A 23,341-nucleotide genomic window follows, 5' to 3' on the forward strand; every position below is an offset into this window, starting at 1 on the left:
TCCTCCTGTCGCTTCTCGATTGACGCGTTTGGACGTGCTCAAAATATACTGTATGCATATACAGTTTTTGTGATGTCTCCATGGACAGCGCCGATTCCACTCCCACTCGCTATGCGGAACTGCACTGCCTGAGCAACTTCTCGTTCCATCGCGGCGCATCCAGCGCGGCCGAGCTGTTCGAAAGGGCTCGCCAGCTAAATTACGAGGCGCTCGCCATCACCGATGAGTGCAGCCTGGCCGGCATCGTGCGGGCGTGGCAGGCGTCGAAGGCGACCGGCGTTCGCCTGATCGTCGGCACCGAGGTAAGGCTAGTCGATGGCGCTCGGCTGGTGCTGCTGGCTCAGGATCTGGTCGGCTATCAGCGGATCTGCGCGCTTATCACCCAGGCACGGCGGCGCGCCAGGAAGGGGAGCTACGTGCTTCACCGCTCCGACTTCGACAGCGGGACCGAGGGGATGCTTGCGCTCTGGGTCCCGAATCCGGACGAAGCGCAGGAGCAGGGCAACTGGCTGAAGTCGGTCTTCGATTACCGCTGCTGGATCGCGGTGGAGCTGCATCGCGAGTGCGACGATGAGCGCAAGCGGTCGGATCTCATGGCATTGGGCGAGCGACTTGGGATGCCCCTCGTGGCCTCGGGCGACGTGCACATGCATGTGCGGGGTCGACGGGCGCTGCAGGACACCGTGACCGCGATCCGGCATCACTGCGCGGTTGCCGACGCCGGCGCCTATCTGTTCCAGAACGGCGAGCGCCACCTGCGTACGCGGCAGGCGCTGGCCGATCTCTATCCGTCAGGGCTGCTGTATGAGTCGGTCCGGATCGCAGCGCGTTGCACCTTCGATCTTGGCCAACTGCGCTACGAGTACCCGCACGAGGTCGTGCCGCAAGGGCGATCGGCCACTGAGTGGCTGAGGCAGCTCACGTTCGAAGGCGCGAACTGGCGCTGGCCGAACGGGATCCCGGACAAGGCACTGGCGCAACTGGAGGCGGAACTCGGACTGATCGAGGACCTGCAGTACGAGAGCTACTTCCTGACGGTCCATGACATCGTCCGCTTCGCCCGAAGTAGGGCCATCCTGTGCCAGGGCAGGGGATCGGCTGCCAACTCGGCCGTGTGCTTTGCACTGGGCATCACCGAGCTGGACCCGACCCGTATGAGCATGCTGTTCGAGCGATTCATTTCCAAGGAGCGCAACGAGCCGCCGGATATCGACGTGGACTTCGAGCACGAGCGGCGCGAGGAGGTGATCCAGTACATCTTCGATCGCTACGGGCGCGAGCGGGCGGCCCTGACGGCGGTGGCCAGCACCTACCATTTCGCCGGCGCGATTCGGGACGTGGGCAAGGCCCTTGGCCTGCCACCCGAGCATGTCGACGCGCTGGCCAGATGCTGTGGCAGCTGGAGCGACCACATGCCGTCGCCACAGCGGCTTGCCGAAGCCGGATTCGATTCGCAGAACCCGACGCTGCACCGGGTGCTGGTGCTGACCTCGCAGCTGGTCGGCTTTCCCCGGCATCTGTCCCAGCATCCGGGTGGCTTCGTGATATCGGAGCATCCGCTGTCCACGCTCGTGCCGGTGGAAAACGCGGCCATGAAGGACCGGACCATCATCCAGTGGGACAAGGACGATATCGATGCGCTTGGGCTGATGAAGGTCGATGTCCTGGCATTGGGCATGCTGAGTGCGATCAGGCGCTGCCTGGACCTGCTGCGCACCAACGACAGGCGCGACCTGACGTTGGCCACCATCCCGGCCGAGGACCCGCAGACCTACGCGATGATCAGTCGCGCCGACACACTCGGCGTGTTCCAGATCGAGTCCCGGGCCCAGATGGCCATGTTGCCCAGGCTCAAGCCCAAGACCTTCTATGACCTGGTGATCGAGGTGGCGATCGTTCGGCCCGGGCCGATCGTCGGGCAGATGGTCCATCCCTACCTGCGCCGGCGCAACGGCGAGGAGGAGGTGACCTACCCGAGCGAGGAGCTTCGCGAGGTCTTCGAGCGAACGCTGGGGGTGCCATTGTTCCAGGAGCAGGTCATGCGCCTGGCCATCGTTGCGGCCGGCTATACCGCCGGCGAGGCCGACCAGCTACGCCGCTCGATGGCCGCCTGGAAGCGCCACGGTGGGCTCGAGCCCCACCAGCAGCGGCTGAAACAGGGCATGCTCGAGCGCGGCTACGACGAGGCCTTCGCAGAACGCATCTTCGAGCAGATCAAAGGCTTTGGCAGCTACGGTTTTCCAGAGTCCCATGCGGCCAGTTTTGCGCTGCTGACCTACGCCAGCTGCTGGCTCAAATGCCACGAGCCGTCAGCGTACGCCTGTGCATTGATCAATAGCTGGCCGATGGGCTTCTACTCGCCCGACCAGGTGCTACAGGATGCGCGCCGGCACGGCATCGAGGTGCGGCCCGTGGACGTTACCCGCAGCGACTGGGACTGCACGCTGGAAGAACCTCAGCAAGCGTCACCGGCAATTCGCCTGGGGCTGCGGATGGTGCGCGGCCTCTCGGAACAGGTGGGGCGCTGCATCGAAGCCGAGCGCCGCTGCGCCCCGTTTCGTCACGTTGGCGACCTGTGCCTTCGCGCCGGGCTCGATACCAAGGCGCGCGAACTGCTCGCCGAAGCCAATGCCCTCAGTGCGCTGGCAGGGCATCGGCATCAGGCACGCTGGGACATCGCCGGTGTCCAGGCACCGCTACCGCTGTTCAACTGCGCCGAGCCGGACCGGCCCATCGCGCTGCCGGTCCCTACCGTGGTCGAGGACCTGCACGCCGACTACGCGCGCACCGGCACGACACTGGGGCCGCACCCGCTGTCTCTGCTTCGCGCCACGCTGAAATCGATGCGGGCTCGCAGCTCCAGGGACCTGGCCGAAACGGCACATGGGCAGTTCATTACCGTGATCGGCATCGTCACCGGTCGGCAGCGTCCGTCGACGGCGTCGGGCGTCACCTTCGTCACGCTGGAGGACGAGTACGGCATGGTCAACGTCGTTGTCTGGCGGGACCTGGCCGAGCGCTACCGGCCGGCACTGATGCAGTCGCGGCTGCTGCAGGTCAAGGGCAAGCTCGAGGACCAGGCCGGTGTGAGGCACCTGATCGCCGGGCACCTTCAGGACCGAAGCGATCTGCTCGACGGGCTGGATGTGCGCAGCCGCGATTTTCATTGAGCTCCTGAAACCCAGGCTACCGATTCGGCTCACCCCCAGCCATCGAGGCTCTGGTTGTCCAAAGGCATTGTCGGGCCAACCGCCCGAACGTGAGTGCTAAGCTTCGACCAAACCCATCGCATCAGGCGCTATGGGAGCTCGTTGTCGTTTGTTGTGCTGGCAGTCTGAGTTGTTTGGTGGAGGCGCATGAACGAATCGCTACGGCATGGCTTGAATATCCCGTTACTCTTCGAGGCCGCCGGGTTGTCGCATTGGTCCGTCGACGCCCGGTCTTGGGCAATGCAGTGGTCGATCCCACCGAGCTGGCAATGGCGCGGTGATAATGCGCCGAATTGCCGAAGCCTCGATGAATTCCTGAAAGTCGTCGAGCCCGCCGATAAATCCGCGGTCCAGAGCGCCATAGCCGACGCGCTCGGCGGCGCCGGCATCTGGTCGTTCCAGTGTCGAGTCCGTGAGGGCGCGTCATCGGTGCGCTGGCTCGAGATAAAGGGGCATACGCTCCGCGATGGGGCAACCATGCTGGCGCTGCACGGCGTCGCAGCGGACATCAGCGAGCAGAAGCGCCTGGCCGCCGTTTCCACCGGTCAACAACATGCCCTCGAGATGGCAGTTCAGGGGCAAACGCTGCAGGCAATCCTCGATCGGCTGACCCGTTCGCTCGAAGAGCAGGCGGGAAATCGACTCTGGGCAAGCATCCTGCTGGTGGACGAAGAGCGAGGACACCTCGGCTTCGGTAGCCGCGGCTCGCTGCCTACAACCTTCAGCCAGGCCATCGATGGGCTCGAGATCGCGCCGACCGGGGCCTCATGCGGCGCCGCAGCACATCTCGGCCGACCGGTCATTGCCGAGCACATTGGCAGCGACGCGCATTGGGCAAGGTACCGAGCGGTGGCAGCCGACCATGGCATTGCCGCGTGCTGGTCGGTTCCGATCCGCGCGGTGACCGGCGAAATCCTCGGAACGCTGGCCTGCTACTCCCCGGAGCCACGGCGCCCTGATGCGTTCGAACGCAATGTGATGGACCTCTTGGTCAATACCGCGTCGCTGGTACTGGAACGCGAACGTGAGCGTGCCTACCACCACAGTTTGAAGCAGGACCTCCATGCCAGCGAGGAGCTGTTCCGCTCGCTGGTGCATGCCACGAGCTCGGTTGTCTGGACTGCCAACCAGAACCTGGAGATCGAGACGCCGCAACCTTCCTGGGGTGCGTTCACAGGCCAGACCTTTGAACAGATGAAGGGGTTCGGCTGGGCCGATGCGGTCCATCCCGAGGACGTCGCGGCGGCCATGCACATCGGCCAGGTGATGCGTCGGTCGCTCAAGCCCGCTCATACGGAGTACCGCCTGAAAAGAGCCGATGGGGCCTACCGGCACATGAGCGGCTATGCCGTGCCGATCCTGGCCGCCGACGGGACGGTTCGCTACTGGGCTGGCAGCTATACCGACGTGACGGAACGCAAGGAGGCCGAATCGCGCCTCAACCAACTGGCCAACCACGATCCGCTGACCGGACTGCCGAACCGCTCCTACCTGGATCGCCACCTGCAGGAGCTGTTCAATTTCACCCCCGAGGACGCCTGCGTGGCGATCATGTTGATCGACCTGGACGATTTCAAGCAGGTCAACGATTCGCTGGGGCACGGTGCCGGGGATTCGATGCTTTGCGAGGTTGCACAGCGGATTACTGACGTGCTGCCCGCGGGTGACCTGGTCGCGCGTCTTGGCGGCGACGAGTTCGTGATCGTGGCCCACGTTCGAGACTGCAATGCGGCGCTCGCGTTGGCCGGCAGCCTCATCGCCTGCATTGAGGCTCCGCTGGTCGTCGGCTCCGATACCTTCCACTCGGGGGCCTCGATCGGTGTCAGCCTGTTCCCGGAGCAGGGGCATACCGCCGCCGACCTGATGCTCAGCGCGGACATCGCGATGTACCACGCCAAGAAGGCAGGCGGGAGCAGGGCGCAGCTGTTCGATCCGCAAATGCGCGAGCAGGCCCGGTCACGTATCGCGCTGAGCGCCGCATTGCGGACCGCGGTCGAGCGCGAGGAGCTTCATGTCGTGTACCAGCCGAGACTTTGCCTGCATGACATGCGCATGGTGGGCGTCGAGGCGCTGGTTCGCTGGAATCGGCCGGAGTCTGGCCCGGTATCGCCGCTGGACTTCATCCCGGTTGCCGAGCAGATCGGGCTCATCGATACGCTAGGGCAGTGGGTGCTGGAGACGGCCTGCCGGGACATCAGCCAGCTCAACGCCAAGCAGGAAAGCGCTCTGGAGCTGTCGGTCAACATGTCGCCGGTGCAATTGCGTACTTCAGCGTTGATCGAGCGGACCCAGTCGGCGCTGGTGCGTAGCGGTTATCCCGCAACCTCGCTGGAATTCGAAGTGACCGAAGGCGCCTTGATAGACGACACCGAGGCATCCCGCCAGGTAATGGAAGGCCTCAAGGCACTGGGCGTGCGGCTTGCCGTCGACGACTTCGGTACCGGCTACGCGGGCCTGTCCTATCTGCGCCGGTTTCCGATCGATGTCGTCAAGCTGGACCGGTCCTTCGTGACAGGGATCGCGGGCGACGTCGACCGATATCTCTTCACGCGCGCAATCGTGGACATGGCTCGATCGCTAAAGCTGCATGTGGTGGCCGAGGGTGTCGAGGATGCCGATACACTGGAGCTGCTGCGAGAAGTTGGATGCGACGAGGCGCAGGGCTATCTGTTTGCGCGCCCACTATCGCTGGATGAGCTCGCCCAATTCGCCAAGCGCGGCCCCGGGTTGCCGTAGGTCGCGAAAAGGCATATCGACCCAAATTCGTCTTAGAAAGCAGTTGACAAGAACAATTATGCACATCCGTCTGCCGCATCGGCGCGCCTGCCAGACGGGCCAATGCGACGAGATGGCGCAGCTCGATAAGTGACTGATTTATAAAGGGGAAGGCGAGGTGAACAAAATCTCGCCGATCTGTTTGTGATCCGCGCCAGACGGGCGTTTGCGACAGCCATCCAAAATTTGCTCACAGTGTTATCCACAGCTTCTGTGGATAACGATCTAAATCCTAATAGCAGCGGGGTTTTGCAGCATCCAGTTCGTCTGCCGCTTCAGGTTACGCATGCATTGTTACCGTCTTGCATTCGCCTGCGGGCAACGGGACAGATCGACGGGACCGACAAACGCATTGCCATGACCCATGACGCACGCGATTCGCTGGTTGCGCGCAAGCTCCCACGGCTGCGGCGGGTAGGTCTTGCTCCACGCGCCATAGAGCTGGCGATCCTGCTTCGATAGGCGCAGCTTGTATCGATCGGCCATGTAGAAGTAGGTGCGCGCAATCATGCCGCGTATCGGTTGGCGCGGCATCGCCTTGCGCGCCTTGAAATCCACCACCATGGGGCAGCTCCCGTACTGCGTCGGCTTTTGCGGCAGCCAGGCGAAGCCGTAGTTGCTTCGGTCGCCGTTGATCTCGCCGATGCTGGGCACCAGGTTGTGCAGGTCGGCCTCGGCCCGGCGATAGGTCGCATCCTTTTTCGCACAGTTGGCGCGACCACCGTTCTGCCAGCACTGGCGCTGGTGGCCGATTACCCAGGCGGGCACGATGTGCTCCCACTCGATTCGCTCGGCCCTCTGCCGGTTCTTGCGCGGCACGTACCCGCAACTGTCCAGGTCGACGCGGTTGCCCGAGTAGCGGCATCCGCAATAGAACTCGACCGGATTGGAGGCATAGATGGCCCAGGCGGCCTTCTTGGCCTCGGCGAAGGTCCGCGGCGCGGCAGCGTGGGCATAGGGCAGCACCGAGACGAGCAGAAGAGGAGCAAGCAAACGAGCCATTGGCGCAAAGACATGTTCCGGGAGACTGTACGAATATACAGTGCCAGGGCAGGGTTGGCCGTGGCCAGTTCACGTTTTGCTTGTTGGTTTTTCTTCGTTGGGGCTAGGGCGCGGGCGCGTCGAGCATCGCCGACAGGGTGTCGGCAAGTGCCTCGTGGCTGAATGGTTTTGCCAGGACCCAATATCCCGAACTTGCCATGAGCCGCGTACTGTAGCCCGTCGCCAGGACGATGCGAATGGACGGATAAAGGCGGTGCACCTCATCGGCCAGCGCAACGCCGTCCAGCGGACCCGGCATGACGATGTCCGAGAACAGCACGTCGATATTTGGCTGTTCCGGGTCCGCGAGTCGATCCAACGCGACCGCTGCGTTCGGTGCCTCATCGACTTGATAGCCAAGCTCTTCGAGCATCGCCGTCACGGCATCGCGCACTTCGTCGTCGTCATCGACCACAAGTACCCGGGCCTCTCGGGCCACCCGGACCGCGCTGCGCGATTTCTGGGGCTCGGAGGGGGCCACGGCTTCGATGCGTGGCAGCAATATCGAGATGCGTGTTCCCTTGCCGACTTCGCTATAGACCGAGACCGCGCCCCCGGATTGACGCGCGAATCCATAGACCTGGGCCAAGCCAAGGCCAGTGCCTTCACCGACCGGCTTGGTCGTGAAGAACGGCTCGAAGATATGCGCCTGCACTTCGGGCGTCATTCCGCACCCGGTGTCCTCGACGACGATGCACAGGTAGGGGCCTGGTGAAAGGTTGAAAGGGTTGTCGCAGGGCAGCGAGCATTGATGCAGGTCGATGATAAGCGGGCCGCCTTCGGCCATTGCATCGCGGGCGTTGATCGCCAGGTTGAGGACGGCGAGCTCGAACTGCACGGCATCAACGAATGCCGGCCATTCGTCCTCGGGCAGCCTCATTTCGAGCACCACTCGATTGGGCAGGGCTCCGATCAAGAGTTCGTGCATGCCGAGTATCAGGACACGCAGGTCCACCCGTTCGGGATCGGCCGTTCGGGTCCGACTGAACGTCATCAGGTGCCGAGTAAGACGGGTTGCGCGGCGCGCCGAACGCTGACAACCCTCGATGGCCCGCTTGGCCCTGGGGTTTGAGCTCAGCATCTCGGCCAGCTGCAGGCCCATCGTCATGCTCTGCAATAGGTTGTTGAACTCATGGGAGATGCCGGCCGTCAGGTTGCCAAGTGCCTCGAGCTTTTGCCCCTGCAGCAAGGCCAGATGCGAGCGCTCGGCCTGGATGACTGCATCCCTGACCCTGTCGGCCATCTCCTGACTGGAACGGTGAATCCTCACGCTGGCATCGGCCATCACCCGAGCGGTCCTATCGGTCTCATCGATCCCGGTAACGGGGGGCTCGAACACCTCGCCTCGCGCCAGTGCGCTGGCCGCTTCATCGAGCTGCGCCAGCGGGCGGGTGATCGTGCGACCCACGGCGATAGCCATGGCGATGGCGATTGCCAGCACCAGCAGGATGCCAAGCGCCGCGGCTCCAAGCGGCGCGAGGGCCGTTGCCACGAGGTCGTTGCGTGGGATGCCGACGAGCGCGACCCATCCCGAGGCGTCGGCGTGACTAAAGAATGTCGTGACCTTGAGATCGTCGCGCGTCACCGACATGACCTTCCCATCGACGCCGCCGGAGCTTCGCAACTGGTTAATGAAGTCCGTACTGGCTTGCTCGCCGAAATGCATGTGCTCGTCCCGGGTACGCGCGACGAGGGTGCGTTCTCGATCCAGGATGACGCCTATCCAGCTTTCCGGGAGCGCCTGCTGCTCGAGTACGCTGCTGATCGCCGAGACCGGAAACGTCATGGCCAGGTAATAGGCGGTCCTGCCTTCTCGCATTACCGGTCGACGAATCGCGAAACTACGTTCCCCGGTGGTCGGATCGTCGAACGAATCGCTGACGTCGAGCCTGGCTCCGTTCCTGAACGTTTCGAAAACCGGAGAGCGGGGCAGGGCAGACCCGTACGGAAAGTGGGTGTCGGCCAGAGGCATCCCGTTGGGATCGAAGATCGTAACGCCTGAACCCACGGCATGTTTGGTTTGTTGGAGACGTTGATGGTAGGCGCGCAGATCGCCGCTCACGAGTGTTGGGGACGAAGCGAGCGTGGTGACGATGGCCGCGTATCGGTCCAACTCACGATCGACGGCCAGTGCAATTGCGCGCGCGACCTCAGTCATCCCCTGATCAATCTTCGTTGACTGGGTGCGGTAGACCGAATAGGTGCCAAACAGAGCGAATGCCATTGCCGGAGCAATAATGGCGATGACCAGCCAGACCAGACGGGAACGGATCGACACGGCGCATGTTCCTGAGAAAGCGCAACGTTAGGCCCTGGCGTTTCGCAGGAGAAACAGCGAGACGCCACCGAAATTGGCGTGAATACGGCCGTTCACGCCCCGATTTCAGTATGAGGCATCATGTTACAAATGTTCACCTGATTTCGGATCGACTCCATGGCCCATCGACCAGGCAGGCGATGCCGCGGCTGCGGCCGTGGCTACGAACTGCCTGTCGCTGCTGGGCATCGGTGAGCAGTCGGCCGGTGCCATTGCCCGCGCACTCGAATGCAAGAACTGCCTCAATCGCAAATCCGAAATCGTCTGCGCGGTCGAGCACGCCGGTCGGCCGCTTGCGGCGGACCGTGCAGGCAGAGAGGGGTGGCGTCCCTGCCTCGCCAACGTACCCAGGCTCACGGGTGAGACTTGCGACCGGGATGCACAGGCTCTGGCCATTGCGTTACGATCGGGCATCCGAGGCGCCCGATGATGGGCAGGCCCAAGGGTGACGTGAAGCGAGGCATGGATGGCGTTTTCTGCAACAGGTGAAGCACGCGTCGCGGTACTCGTTGATTGCGACAACGTAACGCCCGAGATTCTTGAGCATGCGCTGCGCGTGATCGCCCAGTTCGGGCGTGTCGTGTTGCGCCGGGGCTATGGCAACCATGGCACGCTTGCCAACCGGTGGCAGGAGGCGCTGGTGCGCCTTGCCTTCACGCCGTGCCTGCAGTATCAGTACGCCGCAGGCAAGAACACCGCGGACATCGCCCTTGCGCTCGATGCGCTCGAGGCACTGTTTGATGCGCGTGCCGACACCTTCTGCCTGGTCACCAGCGACTCGGACTTTGCCTACCTGTGCCGCAAGCTGCGAGAGCGGGGCGCAACCGTCTGCATCGTGGGCGAGGCCAAGACCCCGGATGCACTGAGAAACGCCAGCGACGAGTTCTTCGAATGGACGCGACCGGCGCCGGGGCCGGAGCCGGCGGTCGAATCACCGGAACGTGCGCCGAAGGTGGCCTGCCCGACGAAAACCGAATCCAAGGTCGAACCGCCCAGGCCGCCGGCCAAGCGGCGCCCGCGCTTCGTTGTCGATGCCGTCGCCCTTATGGTGGCGGGCACCAACGAAGGGAAGGTGACGCTCAGCGCCCTGGGCGGATACCTCAAGCGTGCCGATCCCGCGTTCTCGCCCAGCGCATACGGGCACTCGGGACTGCTCAACATGGTCAAGACCTACGATCTTCTCAATGCCGTCCAGGAAACTGGCGGACACTGGAGCGTGAGCCTGGCCAAGGACGCCGGCATGGACGAATCGTCCGCGCTGCACTAAGCAATGCTTCTGCCGGGCGATCACAGGAACTCGGACTTCAGCCCGCCTACAAGGAGACTGTCATGACCATCTTCGTTGAGCGCAGATTCGAAATGGGCGATACGGACGTCGTTGCCCGTTTTTCCACTCCGACAAAGGCTTCGGGTGGCGAATTCCAATGCCACTACGAACTGGACTGGCCGGATCATGAGGACCGCGGTTACGCCTGTGGCGAAGATGGCATCCAGGCGCTCATGCTCGCGATGAAGAAGGTGCACTTCGCGCTGGTCAAGAGTGATGCCTACAGGCAAGGGCAACTGACGTTATGGGGGCAGCCGGATCTTGACCTGCCACCTACCTGGAGTGTCGGTGCTTTGTACTTCGCGGCGATTCGACCCAGTGAAACACCGGGCGATGATGCCTGACGGCACCGGTACGCGGCTGTGACCGCCCGGCAGCCCCGTCACGCGGCGGGGAGGATAATGCTCAGAGGAGGGGCTCGGACCGGGCAAGCACGATACCGGCTCAAAAGGGGTGTAGCGCTCAGGCTTGCGTCTCGCGGGTGAGGACGTCGATCACCCATTGGTTGATGCTCTTGTTCGCCAGTTCGGCCTTCACTGCAACCGATGCGTGCAGTACGGGCTCCAGTCGCAGGCTCAGCTTGCCGGAATAGGGTTTTTGAGGCGCCTTGTTAATCTTCTCGCAGGTGTCCAGGTAATCGTCCACCGCTTCCTTGAATGCCTGTCTCAGCGCCGCGACCGATTCCCCATGAAACCCCACGATGTCGCGGATACCTGCGATGTGACCAATAAACAGCCCGTCTTCGTCGCTGTACTCGATCCGGGCGGCATAGCCCTTATAGGTCATCGGATTCATGGTTTGACTCCTGCCTGCTCGAGGAATGCCTTGGCGCCGCGCGCCTGATAGGGCTTGGCTTCCTTTTCCGGGTGCGGCCGATGGAACCTCGCGGCGTGCCTTGCACACTTGTGCGCTTGATCCCGTAGGGAGGCGACTGCGCAGGTTCAAACCTGCCACGACATCTTGGAGCTGCAAGGGCTGGGCGCGACACCTGGCATATTTGCCAGCTAGTTTTCCGAGCCTTCACCCTTAGGCTGATGGCAAGGCAACGGTCGAGATCGGTGTGCAGAAGTACAGCTTCATGGCGCATGCCTGGCTGAAAGTAACGGTCAGCCCCTAGGGGAGCCGGGACATCTCGCCCGATCCCCCCACCGCCTGCGGGGTACCCAATGACGCAAGCGCTGCAGCAATACCGCCGAGCTCTAACCCTGGCCCGTTCGTACTACCCGAAGGCCTTTACCTACTTCGCGATCGCTTCTGCGATCCTGCTGGCGTTGGCGCTACTGAACGCCACCGTTCCGGTACTGCTTCGCGAGACAACCAACCGGCTCGCCGCGGGCGATGCCATGAGCATTATCCTGGTCACGGCGGCGGCCTATGCACTGTGCTGGACCGGTGCGCAGGTGCTGGAGTGGACCAAGAACATCCTCTCGGCCGCGGTGCTGGTGCGCTGCGATGCGGCCTTCTACCGCGCGTTCTTCGATCACCTGCTCAAGGTGCCACAGGCCGAGCTGCGTAAGCTCGACCAGGGCGTGCTGGTCGCCGATGCACAGCGTTCCAAGGGTGCCTTCAGTGCGCTGACCAGCACGCTGTTTTGGATCGTGCTGCCCACACTGATCGAGCTGCTGTTCGTATTCGCGGTGCTCGCCACGTTGATCGGCGTCGCCTTCGCTGCGTTTTTCATCATGGCCATCGTCGGGCTGGTTGGGCTTTCGGTGCTGCTGTCACGCAAGGCCAAGGGCATCCACCAGCGCATCATGGAATCGAACAACCAGGTGATGTCGCATTTCACCGAGCGGATGCGCCTGGTCGAGGAGATCAAGCTCAACAATGCCCAGCCGCTGGAGCAGCAGCGCTTCGGCACAAAGGTGGGCGGCTTCATCGACAGCGTGACCGTGGGCAACCTGCGCATCGGCCTGCTCATGCTGCTGCAGGTCACCCTCGTCGGTGCGTTGCTCCTGGCCTCGACCCTCTACGTCGTCGGCGAGGTCGCGAAGGGCACCTACACCGTCGGTGACTTCGTCATGATCAACGGCTACGTCATGCAGCTGACGATGCGCCTGGCCCTGCTGGCGAGCGTACTGATCGAGCTGCGCAACCACCTGGTCCTGCTGGACAGGGGCTTTCATTACCTTGACCTGGAAGCCGAGCCCCAAGGCCTCAGGACCCCCGACACCGACGCCGAAGTCCTATTCGAGCTCGAGGGGGTGACCTATCGCGCCGAAGGCCGGACGATCCTCGACAAGGTCGACCTGCAGATCCGCCAGGGCCATACCTATGCGATCACCGGCCCTTCGGGCGCCGGCAAGACGACGCTGCTTCGCCTGCTGGTTGGACTGATCCAGCCGGAAGCGGGCACGGTCAGGGCATTCGGCACGGACACAAGAAGCCTCGACCGCACGGCGTTGCTGGACGCCGTCTCGGTCGTTACCCAGCACCCACTGCTCATCGCCGGGAGCGTGGCCGACAACGTCCGCTACGGCGCGAAGGGAAACCTGAGCGACGACCGGCTCGGCAGCCTACTCGGCCAGCTCGGACTCGACGCCCATGCCGGCGACACCCCGACCACGGACAGACACGTGGGGTTCGATGCCGCTGCCGTGTCGGGCGGCGAGAAGCAGCGCATCGCGATCGCCCGGGCGTTGGCGCGGGGAACACCGACGATCCTCCTGGACGAGCCCACCTCGGCCCTGGATGTCGAGAGCGAGGAGCGCACCATCGATGTGCTCAAGGCCAACGCCCGGACACTGGTGATGATCACCCACCGCCCGTCGGTCGCGTCCAAGGCCGACTACGTCATCCACCTCGCGGGAGACGGGACGGTGCGCATGAACTCATGACGACCCTACCCAAAGGCGCGTCTCGAGCACCAGGGCGCAGCCGCTGTCAACCCAGCACCTCTCAACCTGAGCAGACAAACGATGGCCAGGCCGACAAGGCCTGATCAGCAACGGCCTCTAGCATTTCGCGGCTATATCCAGCTTTGGCCTGAACGGCCATGCCATGGGTCATCGCCATGACAAACGCAGCCAGCACCCCGCAGTTCGCGGTTTCCGGCAGATCACCTTCGGCTTTTGCCTGCTCGAGGCGATTGCGCAGCGCGCGTTCACCTTCGGCTCTAGCATCAATCAACGTCTGCCGTACGGCCTCGGCGTCGTCAGAACCGGCTAGGACGCCATGAATCCCCAGGCACCCGGTGTGCTCGGGATAGCGAGTAGTGAGCTCTGCCGCGCCGCGCAGGATATGTTTGGCCACGTCCCGCGAAGTGGGCTGCAACAGCGCTGCGGTGAAGAACGCAAGGTGATGCTCGTAGTAGCGCGCCAATGCCTTGCGGAAGAGCGTTTCCTTATTCCCGAACGCCGAGTACAGGCCTGGCCGTTCTACGCCCGTGGCTTGCGTGAGATCGGTGTACGACGTGCCCTCATAGCCCTTGCGCCAGAACACCCCAAGCGCAGCGTCTAGAGCCTGCTCCACGTCGAATTCGCGCTGACGACCCATGCTCGACCTCCGTCTTTTTCATAACGATCGATATTAAATTCCTTGACACCCCTGATCAAGCGCAATTAAATAACGATCGTTACGGTACCAATCGTTATGAAATCTCGTATGCGCTTGACCCGGCAAGGGAAAAGGCGCTCCGGGTAAGAGCGAGCAGCTGATCGAGATCGTAGGGGCGGCGCAGGCGCAGCAGATCGCTGTTGCCGCTGTTTATTTCCAGGTTCAAGGAGAATCGCATGTCCAATTTCAAAGGCAAATCCGTTCTGGTATTCGGTGGTAGTCGAGGTATCGGCGCGGCAATCGTCCGCCGCTTTGCATCGGAGGGGGCAACAGTGACCTTCACCTATGCGGGATCGAAACTAGCGGCCGAGCAACTCGCTACCCAGACAGGCAGCCGCGCCGTGGAGACCGATAGCTCAGAGCGCGACGCGGTCATCGCGCGAGTGCGCGATAGCGGCCCGCTGGATGTGCTGGTGGTCAATGCGGGAATCGCGGTCTTCGGCGATGCGCTGGAACAGGACCCCGACGAGATTGAGCGGCTCTTTCGGATCAATATCCATGCTCCGTACTACGCGGCGGTGGAGGCGGCAAGAAAGATGCCTCAGGGCGGACGCATTATCATCATTGGTTCGGTCAACGGCGATCGCATGCCGATCCCCGGTATGGCGTCGTACGCCGTAAGCAAATCTGCACTCCAGGGATTGGCGCGAGGCCTTGCGCGGGATCTCGGGCCGCGCGGCATCACGATCAACGTGGTCCAGCCTGGACCAATTGATACCGATGCGAATCCAGCAGAGGGTCCGATGAAGGACCTGATGCACAGCTTCATGGCAATCAAGCGGCACGGACGACCCGAGGAGGTCGCCGGTATGGTCGCTTGGTTGGCAGGACCCGAGGCCGGCTTCGTGACCGGGGCGATGCATACGATCGACGGTGCGTTCGGCGCCTGAGAACTGGCCTCGCCTTGATGCGCGCGGCTCGAATGATCAGAGGTGACCGACGAATGACAACCATTGGAATCATCGGAGCGGGTGAAGTGGGTAGCCAGATTGCTCGCGCCGCCATCGCATGCGGCTATAGCGTCGCCATAGCCAATTCGCGTGGACCTGAAACGTTAAGGGAGCTGATAAACGAGCTGGGCCCCGCTGCTCGAGCGGAAACAGCCGCAGGTGCCGCCGCCGCAGGCGATGTGGTCGTCGTGGCTGTTCCGCTCAAGCTGGTCAACGACATGCCTGCCAGCGAACTTGTCGGGAAGATCGTGCTTGATACCAATAACTATATGGCTTGGCGTGACGGCCACTTCCCTATCGTTGATTCCGGGGAGAAAACCGTTCATGAGCTTCGTCAGGAGCAGCTTCCAGGCGCAAAGGTCGCCAAGGCGTTCACCCATATTCAGGCTCCACGGATCACCCTTTGGGGAAAGCCGAAAGGCACACCGGGGCGGTTAGCGCTTTCGACATCCAGCGATTACCCAGAGGCCGTCGAATTCGTGAGCCGGCTTTATGATCAGTTCGGGTTCGATACCGTCGACCACAGCCCGCTCAGCGAATCTTGGCGCAGCGCTCCAGGACAACCGGCATGGAAGCAGGATCGACAGACCGAAAGCGAGCTGAGGGCGAACCTCGCTCAAGCCCGGCGTACCGTATCCCCGGATATCGCGTAGAACGTTTCACTTCGGGGCCGGTGCGAAACAGGGCCCAGGTTTCAGCAGGCCAAGGCATCGTACCGTCGTAAGGCAGAGCGCGTGGCATTGCTTGCTGCTCAGGCAGAAGCGGATCAACGAATCAAAACGCGTGCGAAGTCTTATTCTGGTCGAGGTGTCGATTTCTCCGTTGCCTATACGACAAGTCCTGGCAAGCGCGGTGGATTCACGCCGCACATGCTTGCCACCATTTCGTTAAGCAAGACGGAGACCTGCAATGACCAGCAAGAACACGATCTGCCTGTGGTACGACGGTACCGCGCTCGAGGCGGCTACCTTCTATTCCGAGACCTTTCCGGACAGTGCCGTAGGCGCTGTGCATCGTGCGCCAGGCGACTATCCCTCGGGCAAGCAGGGCGATGTCCTCACGGTCGAGTTCACGGTGATGGGGATCCCTTGTCTCGGGCTAAACGGGGGGCCGGCCTTCAAGCATTCCGAGGCGTTCTCGTTCCAGGTTGCCACCGACGACCAGGCCGAGACGGATCGCTTGTGGAGCGCGATAGTCGACAACGGCGGCCAGGAAAGCGAATGCGGCTGGTGCAAGGACAAGTGGGGCTTGTCATGGCAAATCACGCCGCGCGTTCTTACGGCCGCCTATACCAGTCCTGATCGGGCAGCGGCCAAGCGTGCGTTCGACGCGATGATGGGCATGCGCAAGATCGATATCGCTACGATCGAAGCGGCATTGAAGGGCTAATCGGGCCGACGATTCAACGAAAAGCGGCAGCCAAACCGACGCCCAAGCTCCAGGTGCCCGAGCCAGCCGTGAGCGGGCGCTTCAGTGGGACGCGGGCGAGGACGTCGGTGAGCATCGGGCAAGCTTCTGAACAGGGACGAATCGTCACTGTAAAAGGCAACTCAGCGTACACCACGTCCACACCGGTGAAGCCTCTACACCAACCCAAGGGCAGTCGCCATCCCCACGGCCGCGGCGATGTTGCGAGCACCGAGCTTGCACATGACGTTCTCCTGATGGAAGCGAACGGTGCGGGGCCGCAAGCCCAGTATCATGGCGATCTCCTCCTGCGCCTTGCCAGGTGAGGCTTAGAGCAGGCATTCGCGCTCACGCCGTGTTAGCGATCGAGGCCGACAGCCCGCCATCAGCTGCCCGACCCTCAGGTGCAGCGTCGTAGCAACGCCAGATAGCAACAGCGCATCGCGAATACAGATGTCTCGTCCATGACTACCGTCCACCGCCTGGCTAATGCTCAGCAACGCGAGCTGCTCGCCGCGCACATGAACGGGGATCGAGGCGCCCCGACACATATCGATGCCATGCCGCCTGGCGCAGGCAAGGAACGCCGCATCTGCCGCACGGCACGATACCCGCACACCCACGTCCCGCCAAAGAAAGGGCAGGGCACAACTCCGCGCATGACGCACAAGCGGATCGATGCAGTGATAGCCATGCGTGCGATACAGCTGCTGCCAGCAGGCGTGATGATTCGAGAGGAGCAAGGGAGCCGTACCCAGCACGGTGCTGTCCACACGAACGAAGGCGTACTGCCCGATGCCGAGACCCGAAAAGAGCCTGCCCAACACAGCCCGCAGATCATCCAGCGAACCCGCTTCGCTCAGATCATGCAGCGCACGACGGATCAGCTCCAGTTCCACGGCAGTCTCCGGAAGCAATCCAGCCAGGGCAAAACGCCAAGACGAGAACAATCAGCCTCGCCAATGCGTCAACAACGCAAAAGGCACCCAGGCTTAATAAGGCAAACGACGCAAATAGCGAGACGAGCCAACATCGAGCGCCAAGAACAAGATCAGAGCGGGCCGCCCAGGCGGACGGCCCACCGGCTCAGGCTTGCGCCGATTGCGCCCCGAATGCCCGCCGATACAGCACGACCATCTCGTCGAGCAGTTCCTGGGCCGCATAGCCCAGCAGGCGCGCCCGCAGATCGAGGGTCTGCCCGCCGCCGTCCTCGGTCAGCTGAAGCAAAAGCCCCCGGATCATTTCGACACGCATCTCCGCCTCGGCCAAGGGACCGGAAGACGAAACGGCAGACGAACAACGCAAGGGGGCAGTGGAAGGAAAGGCCAGGAGATTGGAAGGATGTTCAGTCATGGCCCACCTCGCAGCGCGAAGTGGCAAAACAACAGCCAGGCGGAGACGAAACGACAGGGTGGGGCGCGGGCGTAAAAAGGAGGTAGTGCATTCTGCTTGTGCTCCTTGGTTCGATTAAGGAGCCACCGCCACCCGTTGTCACGCGGAATGGAGGTGGACCGCACGGGGGTGACAACCGGGAACCAAGGGAACCGGCCAGGCCGAGGCCTGCCCCGCACGGCCCACCATAGAAAAGCGATAGCCGACACCGAAGTGCTGACTAGCCGCTATGGCGCTACCGCGCTCCTAGTTCCCGGGTTGTCACGCCCGGCCGTGGGATCTACCACGACCCGGACAGTCTAGCGCGGGGAATTGGGGGAGGGCAAACAGGCTGGAGCGTAGTGAGGAGTAACTTGAGTGATGGACTCCGAAGAGCGCATTCGGCCAGAAGCGGTCCCTGACTAGCATCTAGCAAAGAGCGAATCAAAGCGTTCCACCGCTTGTCGGCAGGTAGGCAGCTCTGGCAATGTCACCTCGTTGACATTTCTGCACAACCACCCACGCTATTTGGTTAGACGCCGCACGCTGGCGACGCAGCATTGCTAACGAGGCGACGAACAGGGCGTACAGGTTCTTCACCCTGCCACGGAGGCAAGCGACAATGGACAAGTCAACACCGCTGCAGCCTGCCCCAGGAAACGACTCTCCATGAGCCAAAAATTCACTTGGACCAACCCATCGGTTCTAAGCTTTGCTGCGGGTGGAGATCCAGTCGCAGCAATGGAAAACCGAGCGCGACAACTCGTCCTGCAAGCCATGGATAACGGCTGGGGCGGCCCACCTTTTGACCCGTTGGCTCTTGCAACTCTGCTTGAGATACGCACTGAGGCGCGCGGCGATATCCCGGATGCCCGTCTGCGTCCATCCGGTGATGGGCAACTCGTGCTTGAATACAATCCAATGCGTCCTCGTGGGCGGCTCCGGTTCTCAATTGCACACGAAGTAGCGCATTCTCTGTTCGCAGACTGTCGTGAGGAAATTCGCCATCGGGGTGGAGAAACCGCGAGCCGGGCTGACAACTGGCAGCTTGAAGTTCTCTGCAACATTGGCGCGGCCGAACTACTGATGCCGTTGGGCAGCTTCCCTCAGCTCGCTGATAGAGCCCCGACCATTCAACAAGTAGCCGAGCTTCGTAAAACGTATGATGTATCTGTCGAGGCGTGTCTGATAAGAAGCATTAAACTTGCGACGTCGGCAAGCGCAGCGTTTTGCGCGTCCTTTCACCAGGACGATGGAGTATATCGAGTCGACTACGTCATTCCGGCCGCTGGTTGGATTTGCCCGATTCGTCCGGGACAGTCGTTTAGCAACGGAGGTGTTGTCTCAGAAGCCAGCGCGATCGGCTTCACCTCGATCGGCGATGAGGATGTGCAAGGTAGCAGCTATCGAGTTGAGTGCATGGGCTTGGCTCCCTACCCTGGAAGCTTAGTTCCGCGGGTGGTAGGTATCATCCGTCCCAACCAACAAATCGATTTCCACCAACCCTCGTTGACTGAAGTCCTTGGCGATGTACTGACGCCTCATGGGACTGGGCCGAAGCTCATAGCGCACGTCGTTCCCAACACGCCAGCTCAGTGGGGCGGTCGTGGTTTTGCTCACCAAGTAAAAAAGAACTTTCCGACGGTGTGGGATCAGTACCGATCAGAAACGACCGCCGCTGACCATATTCCAGCTCTTGGGCAGGTCTATATTGGGTCGCACGGAAGCGGAGTCAGTTTTGCTCATATGGTGGCCCAAAGAGGCTACGGCCCATCAAAGGGGCAGCGCCTCAGTTATACCGCCTTTGCGACATGCCTTTCTCGCGTACGCGAAAAGGCACTCGAAATAGGCGCATCTGTTCACATGCCGAGAGTGGGTACGGGGCACGGTGGAGCGAACTGGGACGTTATCAAAGAGCTCATAATTGAAGAGTTGGTTGATAAAGGCGTGCGAACCACTGTGTACCAGCTACCTTCCCGAGCTTAACCCCTTAAGAACTGTCGCCAAGGAAGACGGATGAGACCTAAAGCTATCGTTCTATCAGGCCGTGTCTGCGCAGGGAAAACAACGTTAGCGAAACTCTTGGCCGCGAAGTCAGGTGCGGAGCTGGTGAAGACCAAAGAGCTCATACAGCTACTTCTTCCCGGTACGGGCACTTCTCGAAGAGCACGCCATAACGCTGGTCTTAAGTTGGATCGTGAAACCCAGGGCGCATGGGTCGCGGATACGCTTAACGCACGCCTTGTGAATGACAAGGATCTTTCGTTGGTGGTAGTCGATGCAGTAAGGTCAGCCGATCAGATAAGATGCCTGCGTAACAGCGGATGGCTAGTGACCCACGTCCACCTTCAAGCTAGCGAGCCCGTACTGACCAAACGGTACGAGGATCGTGGAAACCCTGTTGAAATAGCGAGCTATGGCGAGGTTTCGGGCTTTTCTACAGAGCGTCACTCAAACGCGTTGGCCAAAATTGCTGATGTGGTAATAGACAGCGACCGTTGTAATCGAGAGGACGTATATGCGCGAGTCATCGCGCGATTGGAGAATCGCCCGATAATCGCCCTTCCCGTGGTGGACGTGCTGGTGGGTGGTCAGTACGGCAGCGAAGGCAAGGGAAATATTGCGCATTATCTTGCTCCTGAATACGACGTTCTCGTTCGCGTAGGTGGGCCGAATGCTGGACATATGGTGTTCAGGGTTGATGACAAGCCCTACACATTCAGGCAACTGCCGTCTGGCGCACTCGGAAATAAAGACGCCACCCTGGTGATTGGCGCTGGAGCTGTGATCAGCTTAGAGATCCTTCTTAGAGAAATTACAGAGTTAGCGTTAACCTTTGAAAAAGTGATTATTGATCCCCAAGCAATGATCATTGACCCAGAAGATATCGAGTGGGAAGAGCAAACGCTAAAATCGGCAATTGGCTCTACCGCACAAGGAATAGGGAAGGCGACCGCCAGAAAAATACTCGACAGAGTCCCGGAATCCAAGGTCCGTCTCGCTAAGAACATCCCGAGCCTTAAGCACTACATAAAGGATTCGATAGAGTTCTTCGCTACATGCCTCTCCGGCGGCAAAAAAATTATGCTTGAAGGAACCCAAGGCACTTCACTAAGCCTTCATCACGGCTATTATCCTCATGTGACGTCCAGAGCTACGACGGCGGCTGCGTGTTTATCTGAAGCGGGACTCTCACCAAGGCACGTGAGAAAGGTCATGATGGTTTGCAGAACCTACCCAATCCGTGTAGGAAACTCAGTGACTGGGAACTCCTCCGGCTTTATGAGTCAGCAGATCGAGTTTAGCGATATTGCGCAAAGGTCTGGGATTCCGGCTTCAGAGCTTTTGCTAACCGAGGTGGGTTCAGTTTCTCACCGACCTCGCCGAGTTGCAGAGTTTGACTGGGCCCAGCTCCGGAGATCGCTGCTCTTGAACGGCCCTACAGATATTGCCCTTACGTTCGCTGACTACATCGACATTAAAAACCGCACTGCTTTTCGCTACGAACAGCTTTCTGACAAAACCCTCCGGTTCATTGAGGAGATTGAAAAAGTAAGCGGGATCTCGGTGTCAATGATTTCTACGGCTTTTAACGAAAGAAATATCATCGATCGAAGAATGTGGTAGTCGAGGACCATAATGCAGCTAAAGGTGTTCGTTGCTCACTATCCGCGCTTGTATCACATGGCCGAGGAGGGTACTTGGTCATCTATCAAAGCGCACGGGTTGCTTAGCACGCTTGCAGTGCTTGATCGCTACAACATCGCTGGATTTGAGCGCCAAAAACTGGAAGAGAGTCACCGCCCTAGCAAGGTGACAGTGGGCGCGGATGGCGACTCAATCGTGTTGAGAGATCAGATTCCGATGCCGCCCAAGCGCCTCGAAGAGGCGCTTGTAGATGGCACCACGCCAGCTCAGTGGTACAAACTCATCAACAGTAAAGTCTTTATGTGGGCTGAGGAGCATCGTCTATTCAAGCTGCTTAATGCACGCGCCTACAAGAAGCTCACTCATGACGTACTGACAATAGACACAGAATCCTTTGTCCAAGACTACGCGGAGAAAATTATGCTCTGCCGAATGAACTCGGGTAATACGTTTCCAATGCCACATCCCCGCGGAATTGATGACTTTATGAGTATTGAGGATTATCCCGTGAAGCGAACGAGCGGGGGGCCAGCTAAAACAGTAGTTGAAGTGGTGACAGACTACAGCATTCCCAATATCAGTGATTACGTTGTGGAGGTTCGTTCAATTCGCGGCCAGGATGTGATCGGAAATATAGCTCTATGAGCTCGACGATCCGGCAGTCAATACTTCTAATAAGTGGGCCACTTGCCGTTGGAAAAACCTCGGTTCGAGAGCTGCTGACTGTAAAGCACGGATATGTCGCAATTCAGTCCAGCTCCTACCTCAGAGAACTGGCAGCAACGAAAGGGATTGCCTGGAATAGGGCGAACCTTCAATTGCTAGGCGATACGCTTGATCTGAAAACGCAGTTTGGCTGGGTGGTTTCGGATATCGCCTTACCGCAAACTAAAGCGAAACCGGAGCAGAAACTCTGGGTATTTGATGCCGTCAGAAAGCCTGAGCAAATTAGCCAATTCCGAAATTACTTCGGCTCCTCAGTAAGGCATGTCCACTTCACCTCTCCTGAGCATGTTCTTAAGAAACGCTACGAGTCTCGGGCCCGATCGGATGATACCGTGCCTTATGAGGAGGCGATTAACCATCCTAACGAGCGGTCTTCGCGCAGCCTTTCGCAGATCGCCGATCGACTAATTAGCCTAGAAGAACTGAGCAGTGAAGATGCAGCCCTGCTTCTCGCCAACTGGGTAGACCTCTAGTCGAGATACTTGCTGACGACCGAATGCTGCTTTTCACAGCGCCCTCAATAGGTCGATGTCAGCTGCTCACGATTGGCAGCTATTGGCTGAAACCTGCCATCGCGACCATTCCCCCGCGTCAGCGATGAGCGCCCCCATGGTCGAGACGGCCCCGGCCGGCTCGATGCGCAGTTCGGCAGCACGACCCGGCCCAGCCGGGTGACGCCTGACTCTTTTGCTCTTTTGCTCTTTTGCTCTTTTGCGCTTTCTCTTCTGCTCTCTTTCCAGTCTTAGAGGTATCGACATCCGTCGGAAAACCCCCGTAACCACACCCCCACCGCAACCTCAGGCACCTACCTACACCGGGCATTTGCCGCTACAGTGCAGGCAGCCCCGTAGTCCGTTGCAAGGATCGCCGTCCGGATGGCTTCACCGTTTCAGCCCAAAAGCCTGATCCTCGATCTGGAAGTCGCCTCCGGCAAAGCCGACCAACCCGACCGTATCTTCATGGTCGGTGGGTCTGCTTTTGTGGGGCTCGTTTCATGATGATGTTGAGCGGGTGA

At 60.8% G+C, this 23,341-nt stretch carries 19 protein-coding genes and 1 pseudogene; 13 read left to right on the top strand and 7 right to left on the bottom strand.

Features of this window, described 5'->3' with window-relative positions:
• The first annotated feature begins 80 nt into the window (after positions 1-80).
• Both ACVRRC_RS10200 and ACVRRC_RS10205 read left to right on the top strand, forming a co-directional pair.
• A complete protein-coding gene (locus ACVRRC_RS10200; RefSeq protein WP_472996940.1) occupies positions 81-3,170 on the top strand; it encodes an error-prone DNA polymerase in 3,090 nt (1,029 codons plus the stop codon).
• 186 nt (positions 3,171-3,356) lie between these two features.
• A complete protein-coding gene (locus ACVRRC_RS10205; protein ID WP_472996941.1) occupies positions 3,357-5,945 on the top strand; it encodes a putative bifunctional diguanylate cyclase/phosphodiesterase in 2,589 nt (862 codons plus the stop codon).
• A 333-nt stretch (positions 5,946-6,278) separates the two neighbouring features.
• Here ACVRRC_RS10205 and ACVRRC_RS10210 read toward each other — a convergent pair whose 3' ends face one another.
• A complete protein-coding gene (locus tag ACVRRC_RS10210; protein WP_472996942.1) occupies positions 6,279-6,986 on the bottom strand; it encodes an endonuclease in 708 nt (235 codons plus the stop codon).
• Between the two features lie 103 nt (positions 6,987-7,089).
• Positions 7,090-9,303 (bottom strand): ATP-binding protein, encoded by a 2,214-nt coding sequence (locus ACVRRC_RS10215; protein ID WP_472996943.1) that lies wholly within the window; start codon positions 9,301-9,303, stop codon positions 7,090-7,092.
• Between the two features lie 505 nt (positions 9,304-9,808).
• On the opposite strand from ACVRRC_RS10215, the gene ACVRRC_RS10220 reads away from it, so the two are divergent.
• A complete protein-coding gene (locus tag ACVRRC_RS10220) occupies positions 9,809-10,609 on the top strand; it encodes an NYN domain-containing protein (protein ID WP_048328966.1) in 801 nt (266 codons plus the stop codon).
• 62 nt (positions 10,610-10,671) lie between these two features.
• The gene (locus tag ACVRRC_RS10225; RefSeq protein ID WP_048328967.1) at positions 10,672-11,013 is read left to right on the top strand and encodes a DUF6968 family protein; all 342 of its coding nucleotides are present in this window, start codon (positions 10,672-10,674) and stop codon (positions 11,011-11,013) included.
• Positions 11,014-11,131: 118 nt separating this feature from the next.
• Here the strand turns inward: ACVRRC_RS10225 and ACVRRC_RS10230 are convergent, their stop codons facing one another.
• Positions 11,132-11,464, bottom strand: a complete 333-nt coding sequence (locus ACVRRC_RS10230) for a type II toxin-antitoxin system HicB family antitoxin (protein WP_472996944.1) — start codon at positions 11,462-11,464, stop codon at positions 11,132-11,134.
• Between the two features lie 371 nt (positions 11,465-11,835).
• Here ACVRRC_RS10230 and ACVRRC_RS10235 point away from each other — a divergent pair, with 371 nt between their 5' ends.
• A complete protein-coding gene (locus tag ACVRRC_RS10235) occupies positions 11,836-13,506 on the top strand; it encodes an ATP-binding cassette domain-containing protein (RefSeq protein WP_472996945.1) in 1,671 nt (556 codons plus the stop codon).
• A gap of 61 nt (positions 13,507-13,567) precedes the next feature.
• Here the strand turns inward: ACVRRC_RS10235 and ACVRRC_RS10240 are convergent, their stop codons facing one another.
• Positions 13,568-14,164, bottom strand: coding sequence for a TetR/AcrR family transcriptional regulator (locus ACVRRC_RS10240; RefSeq protein WP_472996946.1), 597 nt, complete (start codon positions 14,162-14,164; stop codon positions 13,568-13,570).
• 236 nt (positions 14,165-14,400) lie between these two features.
• Here ACVRRC_RS10240 and bdcA point away from each other — a divergent pair, with 236 nt between their 5' ends.
• From bdcA to ACVRRC_RS10255, 3 genes are all read left to right on the top strand, one after another.
• Positions 14,401-15,114 (top strand): SDR family oxidoreductase, encoded by a 714-nt coding sequence (gene bdcA, locus ACVRRC_RS10245; protein ID WP_472996947.1) that lies wholly within the window; start codon positions 14,401-14,403, stop codon positions 15,112-15,114.
• 32 nt (positions 15,115-15,146) lie between these two features.
• Positions 15,147-15,827, top strand: coding sequence for an NADPH-dependent F420 reductase (locus tag ACVRRC_RS10250; RefSeq protein ID WP_472996948.1), 681 nt, complete (start codon positions 15,147-15,149; stop codon positions 15,825-15,827).
• A gap of 256 nt (positions 15,828-16,083) precedes the next feature.
• Entirely contained in the window at positions 16,084-16,563 is a 480-nt protein-coding gene (locus ACVRRC_RS10255; RefSeq protein WP_472996949.1) for a VOC family protein, read from the top strand.
• Positions 16,564-16,757: 194 nt separating this feature from the next.
• Here ACVRRC_RS10255 and ACVRRC_RS10260 read toward each other — a convergent pair.
• The 3 genes and pseudogenes from ACVRRC_RS10260 to ACVRRC_RS10270 all read right to left on the bottom strand — a co-directional run.
• Positions 16,758-16,889: pseudogene (locus tag ACVRRC_RS10260) on the bottom strand (LuxR C-terminal-related transcriptional regulator); the annotation flags it as partial.
• A gap of 21 nt (positions 16,890-16,910) precedes the next feature.
• Positions 16,911-17,480, bottom strand: a complete 570-nt coding sequence (locus ACVRRC_RS10265; RefSeq protein ID WP_472996950.1) for an autoinducer binding domain-containing protein — start codon at positions 17,478-17,480, stop codon at positions 16,911-16,913.
• A 187-nt stretch (positions 17,481-17,667) separates the two neighbouring features.
• The gene (locus tag ACVRRC_RS10270; RefSeq protein ID WP_472996951.1) at positions 17,668-17,835 is read right to left on the bottom strand and encodes a hypothetical protein; all 168 of its coding nucleotides are present in this window, start codon (positions 17,833-17,835) and stop codon (positions 17,668-17,670) included.
• A 786-nt stretch (positions 17,836-18,621) separates the two neighbouring features.
• Between ACVRRC_RS10270 and ACVRRC_RS10275 the strand changes: the two genes are divergently transcribed.
• The 5 genes from ACVRRC_RS10275 (at position 18,622) to ACVRRC_RS10295 (ending at position 23,324) form a co-directional block, all read left to right on the top strand.
• Positions 18,622-19,938 (top strand): ImmA/IrrE family metallo-endopeptidase, encoded by a 1,317-nt coding sequence (locus ACVRRC_RS10275; RefSeq protein WP_472996952.1) that lies wholly within the window; start codon positions 18,622-18,624, stop codon positions 19,936-19,938.
• Positions 19,939-19,968: 30 nt separating this feature from the next.
• Positions 19,969-21,579: an adenylosuccinate synthetase gene (locus ACVRRC_RS10280; protein ID WP_472996953.1), complete on the top strand. Its 1,611-nt coding sequence runs from the start codon at positions 19,969-19,971 to the stop codon at positions 21,577-21,579.
• Between the two features lie 12 nt (positions 21,580-21,591).
• The gene (locus ACVRRC_RS10285) at positions 21,592-22,245 is read left to right on the top strand and encodes a DUF7002 family protein (protein ID WP_472996954.1); all 654 of its coding nucleotides are present in this window, start codon (positions 21,592-21,594) and stop codon (positions 22,243-22,245) included.
• On the top strand, positions 22,242-22,799 hold the full coding sequence (locus tag ACVRRC_RS10290; protein ID WP_472996955.1) for an AAA family ATPase: 558 nt from the start codon (positions 22,242-22,244) through the stop codon (positions 22,797-22,799). Before ACVRRC_RS10285 ends, ACVRRC_RS10290 begins: the two co-directional genes overlap by 4 nt.
• 402 nt (positions 22,800-23,201) lie before the next feature.
• Positions 23,202-23,324 carry a hypothetical protein gene (locus ACVRRC_RS10295; protein ID WP_472996956.1) on the top strand — a complete coding sequence of 41 codons (123 nt, stop codon included), beginning with the start codon at positions 23,202-23,204 and terminating at the stop codon, positions 23,322-23,324.
• Positions 23,325-23,341 lie beyond the last annotated feature (17 nt).

The sequence above is a fragment of the Stutzerimonas sp. LR2 genome, assembly GCF_055755175.1.

Coding starts and splice junctions, on each gene's coding strand:
- ACVRRC_RS10200 (WP_472996940.1), top strand. CDS start 81: ATGGACAGCGCCGATTCCACTCCCACTCGCTATGCGGAACTGCACTGC.
- ACVRRC_RS10205 (WP_472996941.1), top strand. CDS start 3,357: ATGAACGAATCGCTACGGCATGGCTTGAATATCCCGTTACTCTTCGAG.
- ACVRRC_RS10210 (WP_472996942.1), bottom strand. CDS start 6,986: ATGGCTCGTTTGCTTGCTCCTCTTCTGCTCGTCTCGGTGCTGCCCTAT.
- ACVRRC_RS10220 (WP_048328966.1), top strand. CDS start 9,809: ATGGCGTTTTCTGCAACAGGTGAAGCACGCGTCGCGGTACTCGTTGAT.
- ACVRRC_RS10225 (WP_048328967.1), top strand. CDS start 10,672: ATGACCATCTTCGTTGAGCGCAGATTCGAAATGGGCGATACGGACGTC.
- ACVRRC_RS10230 (WP_472996944.1), bottom strand. CDS start 11,464: ATGAATCCGATGACCTATAAGGGCTATGCCGCCCGGATCGAGTACAGC.
- ACVRRC_RS10235 (WP_472996945.1), top strand. CDS start 11,836: ATGACGCAAGCGCTGCAGCAATACCGCCGAGCTCTAACCCTGGCCCGT.
- ACVRRC_RS10240 (WP_472996946.1), bottom strand. CDS start 14,164: ATGGGTCGTCAGCGCGAATTCGACGTGGAGCAGGCTCTAGACGCTGCG.
- bdcA (WP_472996947.1), top strand. CDS start 14,401: ATGTCCAATTTCAAAGGCAAATCCGTTCTGGTATTCGGTGGTAGTCGA.
- ACVRRC_RS10250 (WP_472996948.1), top strand. CDS start 15,147: ATGATCAGAGGTGACCGACGAATGACAACCATTGGAATCATCGGAGCG.
- ACVRRC_RS10255 (WP_472996949.1), top strand. CDS start 16,084: ATGACCAGCAAGAACACGATCTGCCTGTGGTACGACGGTACCGCGCTC.
- ACVRRC_RS10270 (WP_472996951.1), bottom strand. CDS start 17,835: ATGCGTGTCGAAATGATCCGGGGGCTTTTGCTTCAGCTGACCGAGGAC.
- ACVRRC_RS10275 (WP_472996952.1), top strand. CDS start 18,622: ATGAGCCAAAAATTCACTTGGACCAACCCATCGGTTCTAAGCTTTGCT.
- ACVRRC_RS10280 (WP_472996953.1), top strand. CDS start 19,969: ATGAGACCTAAAGCTATCGTTCTATCAGGCCGTGTCTGCGCAGGGAAA.
- ACVRRC_RS10285 (WP_472996954.1), top strand. CDS start 21,592: ATGCAGCTAAAGGTGTTCGTTGCTCACTATCCGCGCTTGTATCACATG.
- ACVRRC_RS10290 (WP_472996955.1), top strand. CDS start 22,242: ATGAGCTCGACGATCCGGCAGTCAATACTTCTAATAAGTGGGCCACTT.
- ACVRRC_RS10295 (WP_472996956.1), top strand. CDS start 23,202: ATGGCTTCACCGTTTCAGCCCAAAAGCCTGATCCTCGATCTGGAAGTC.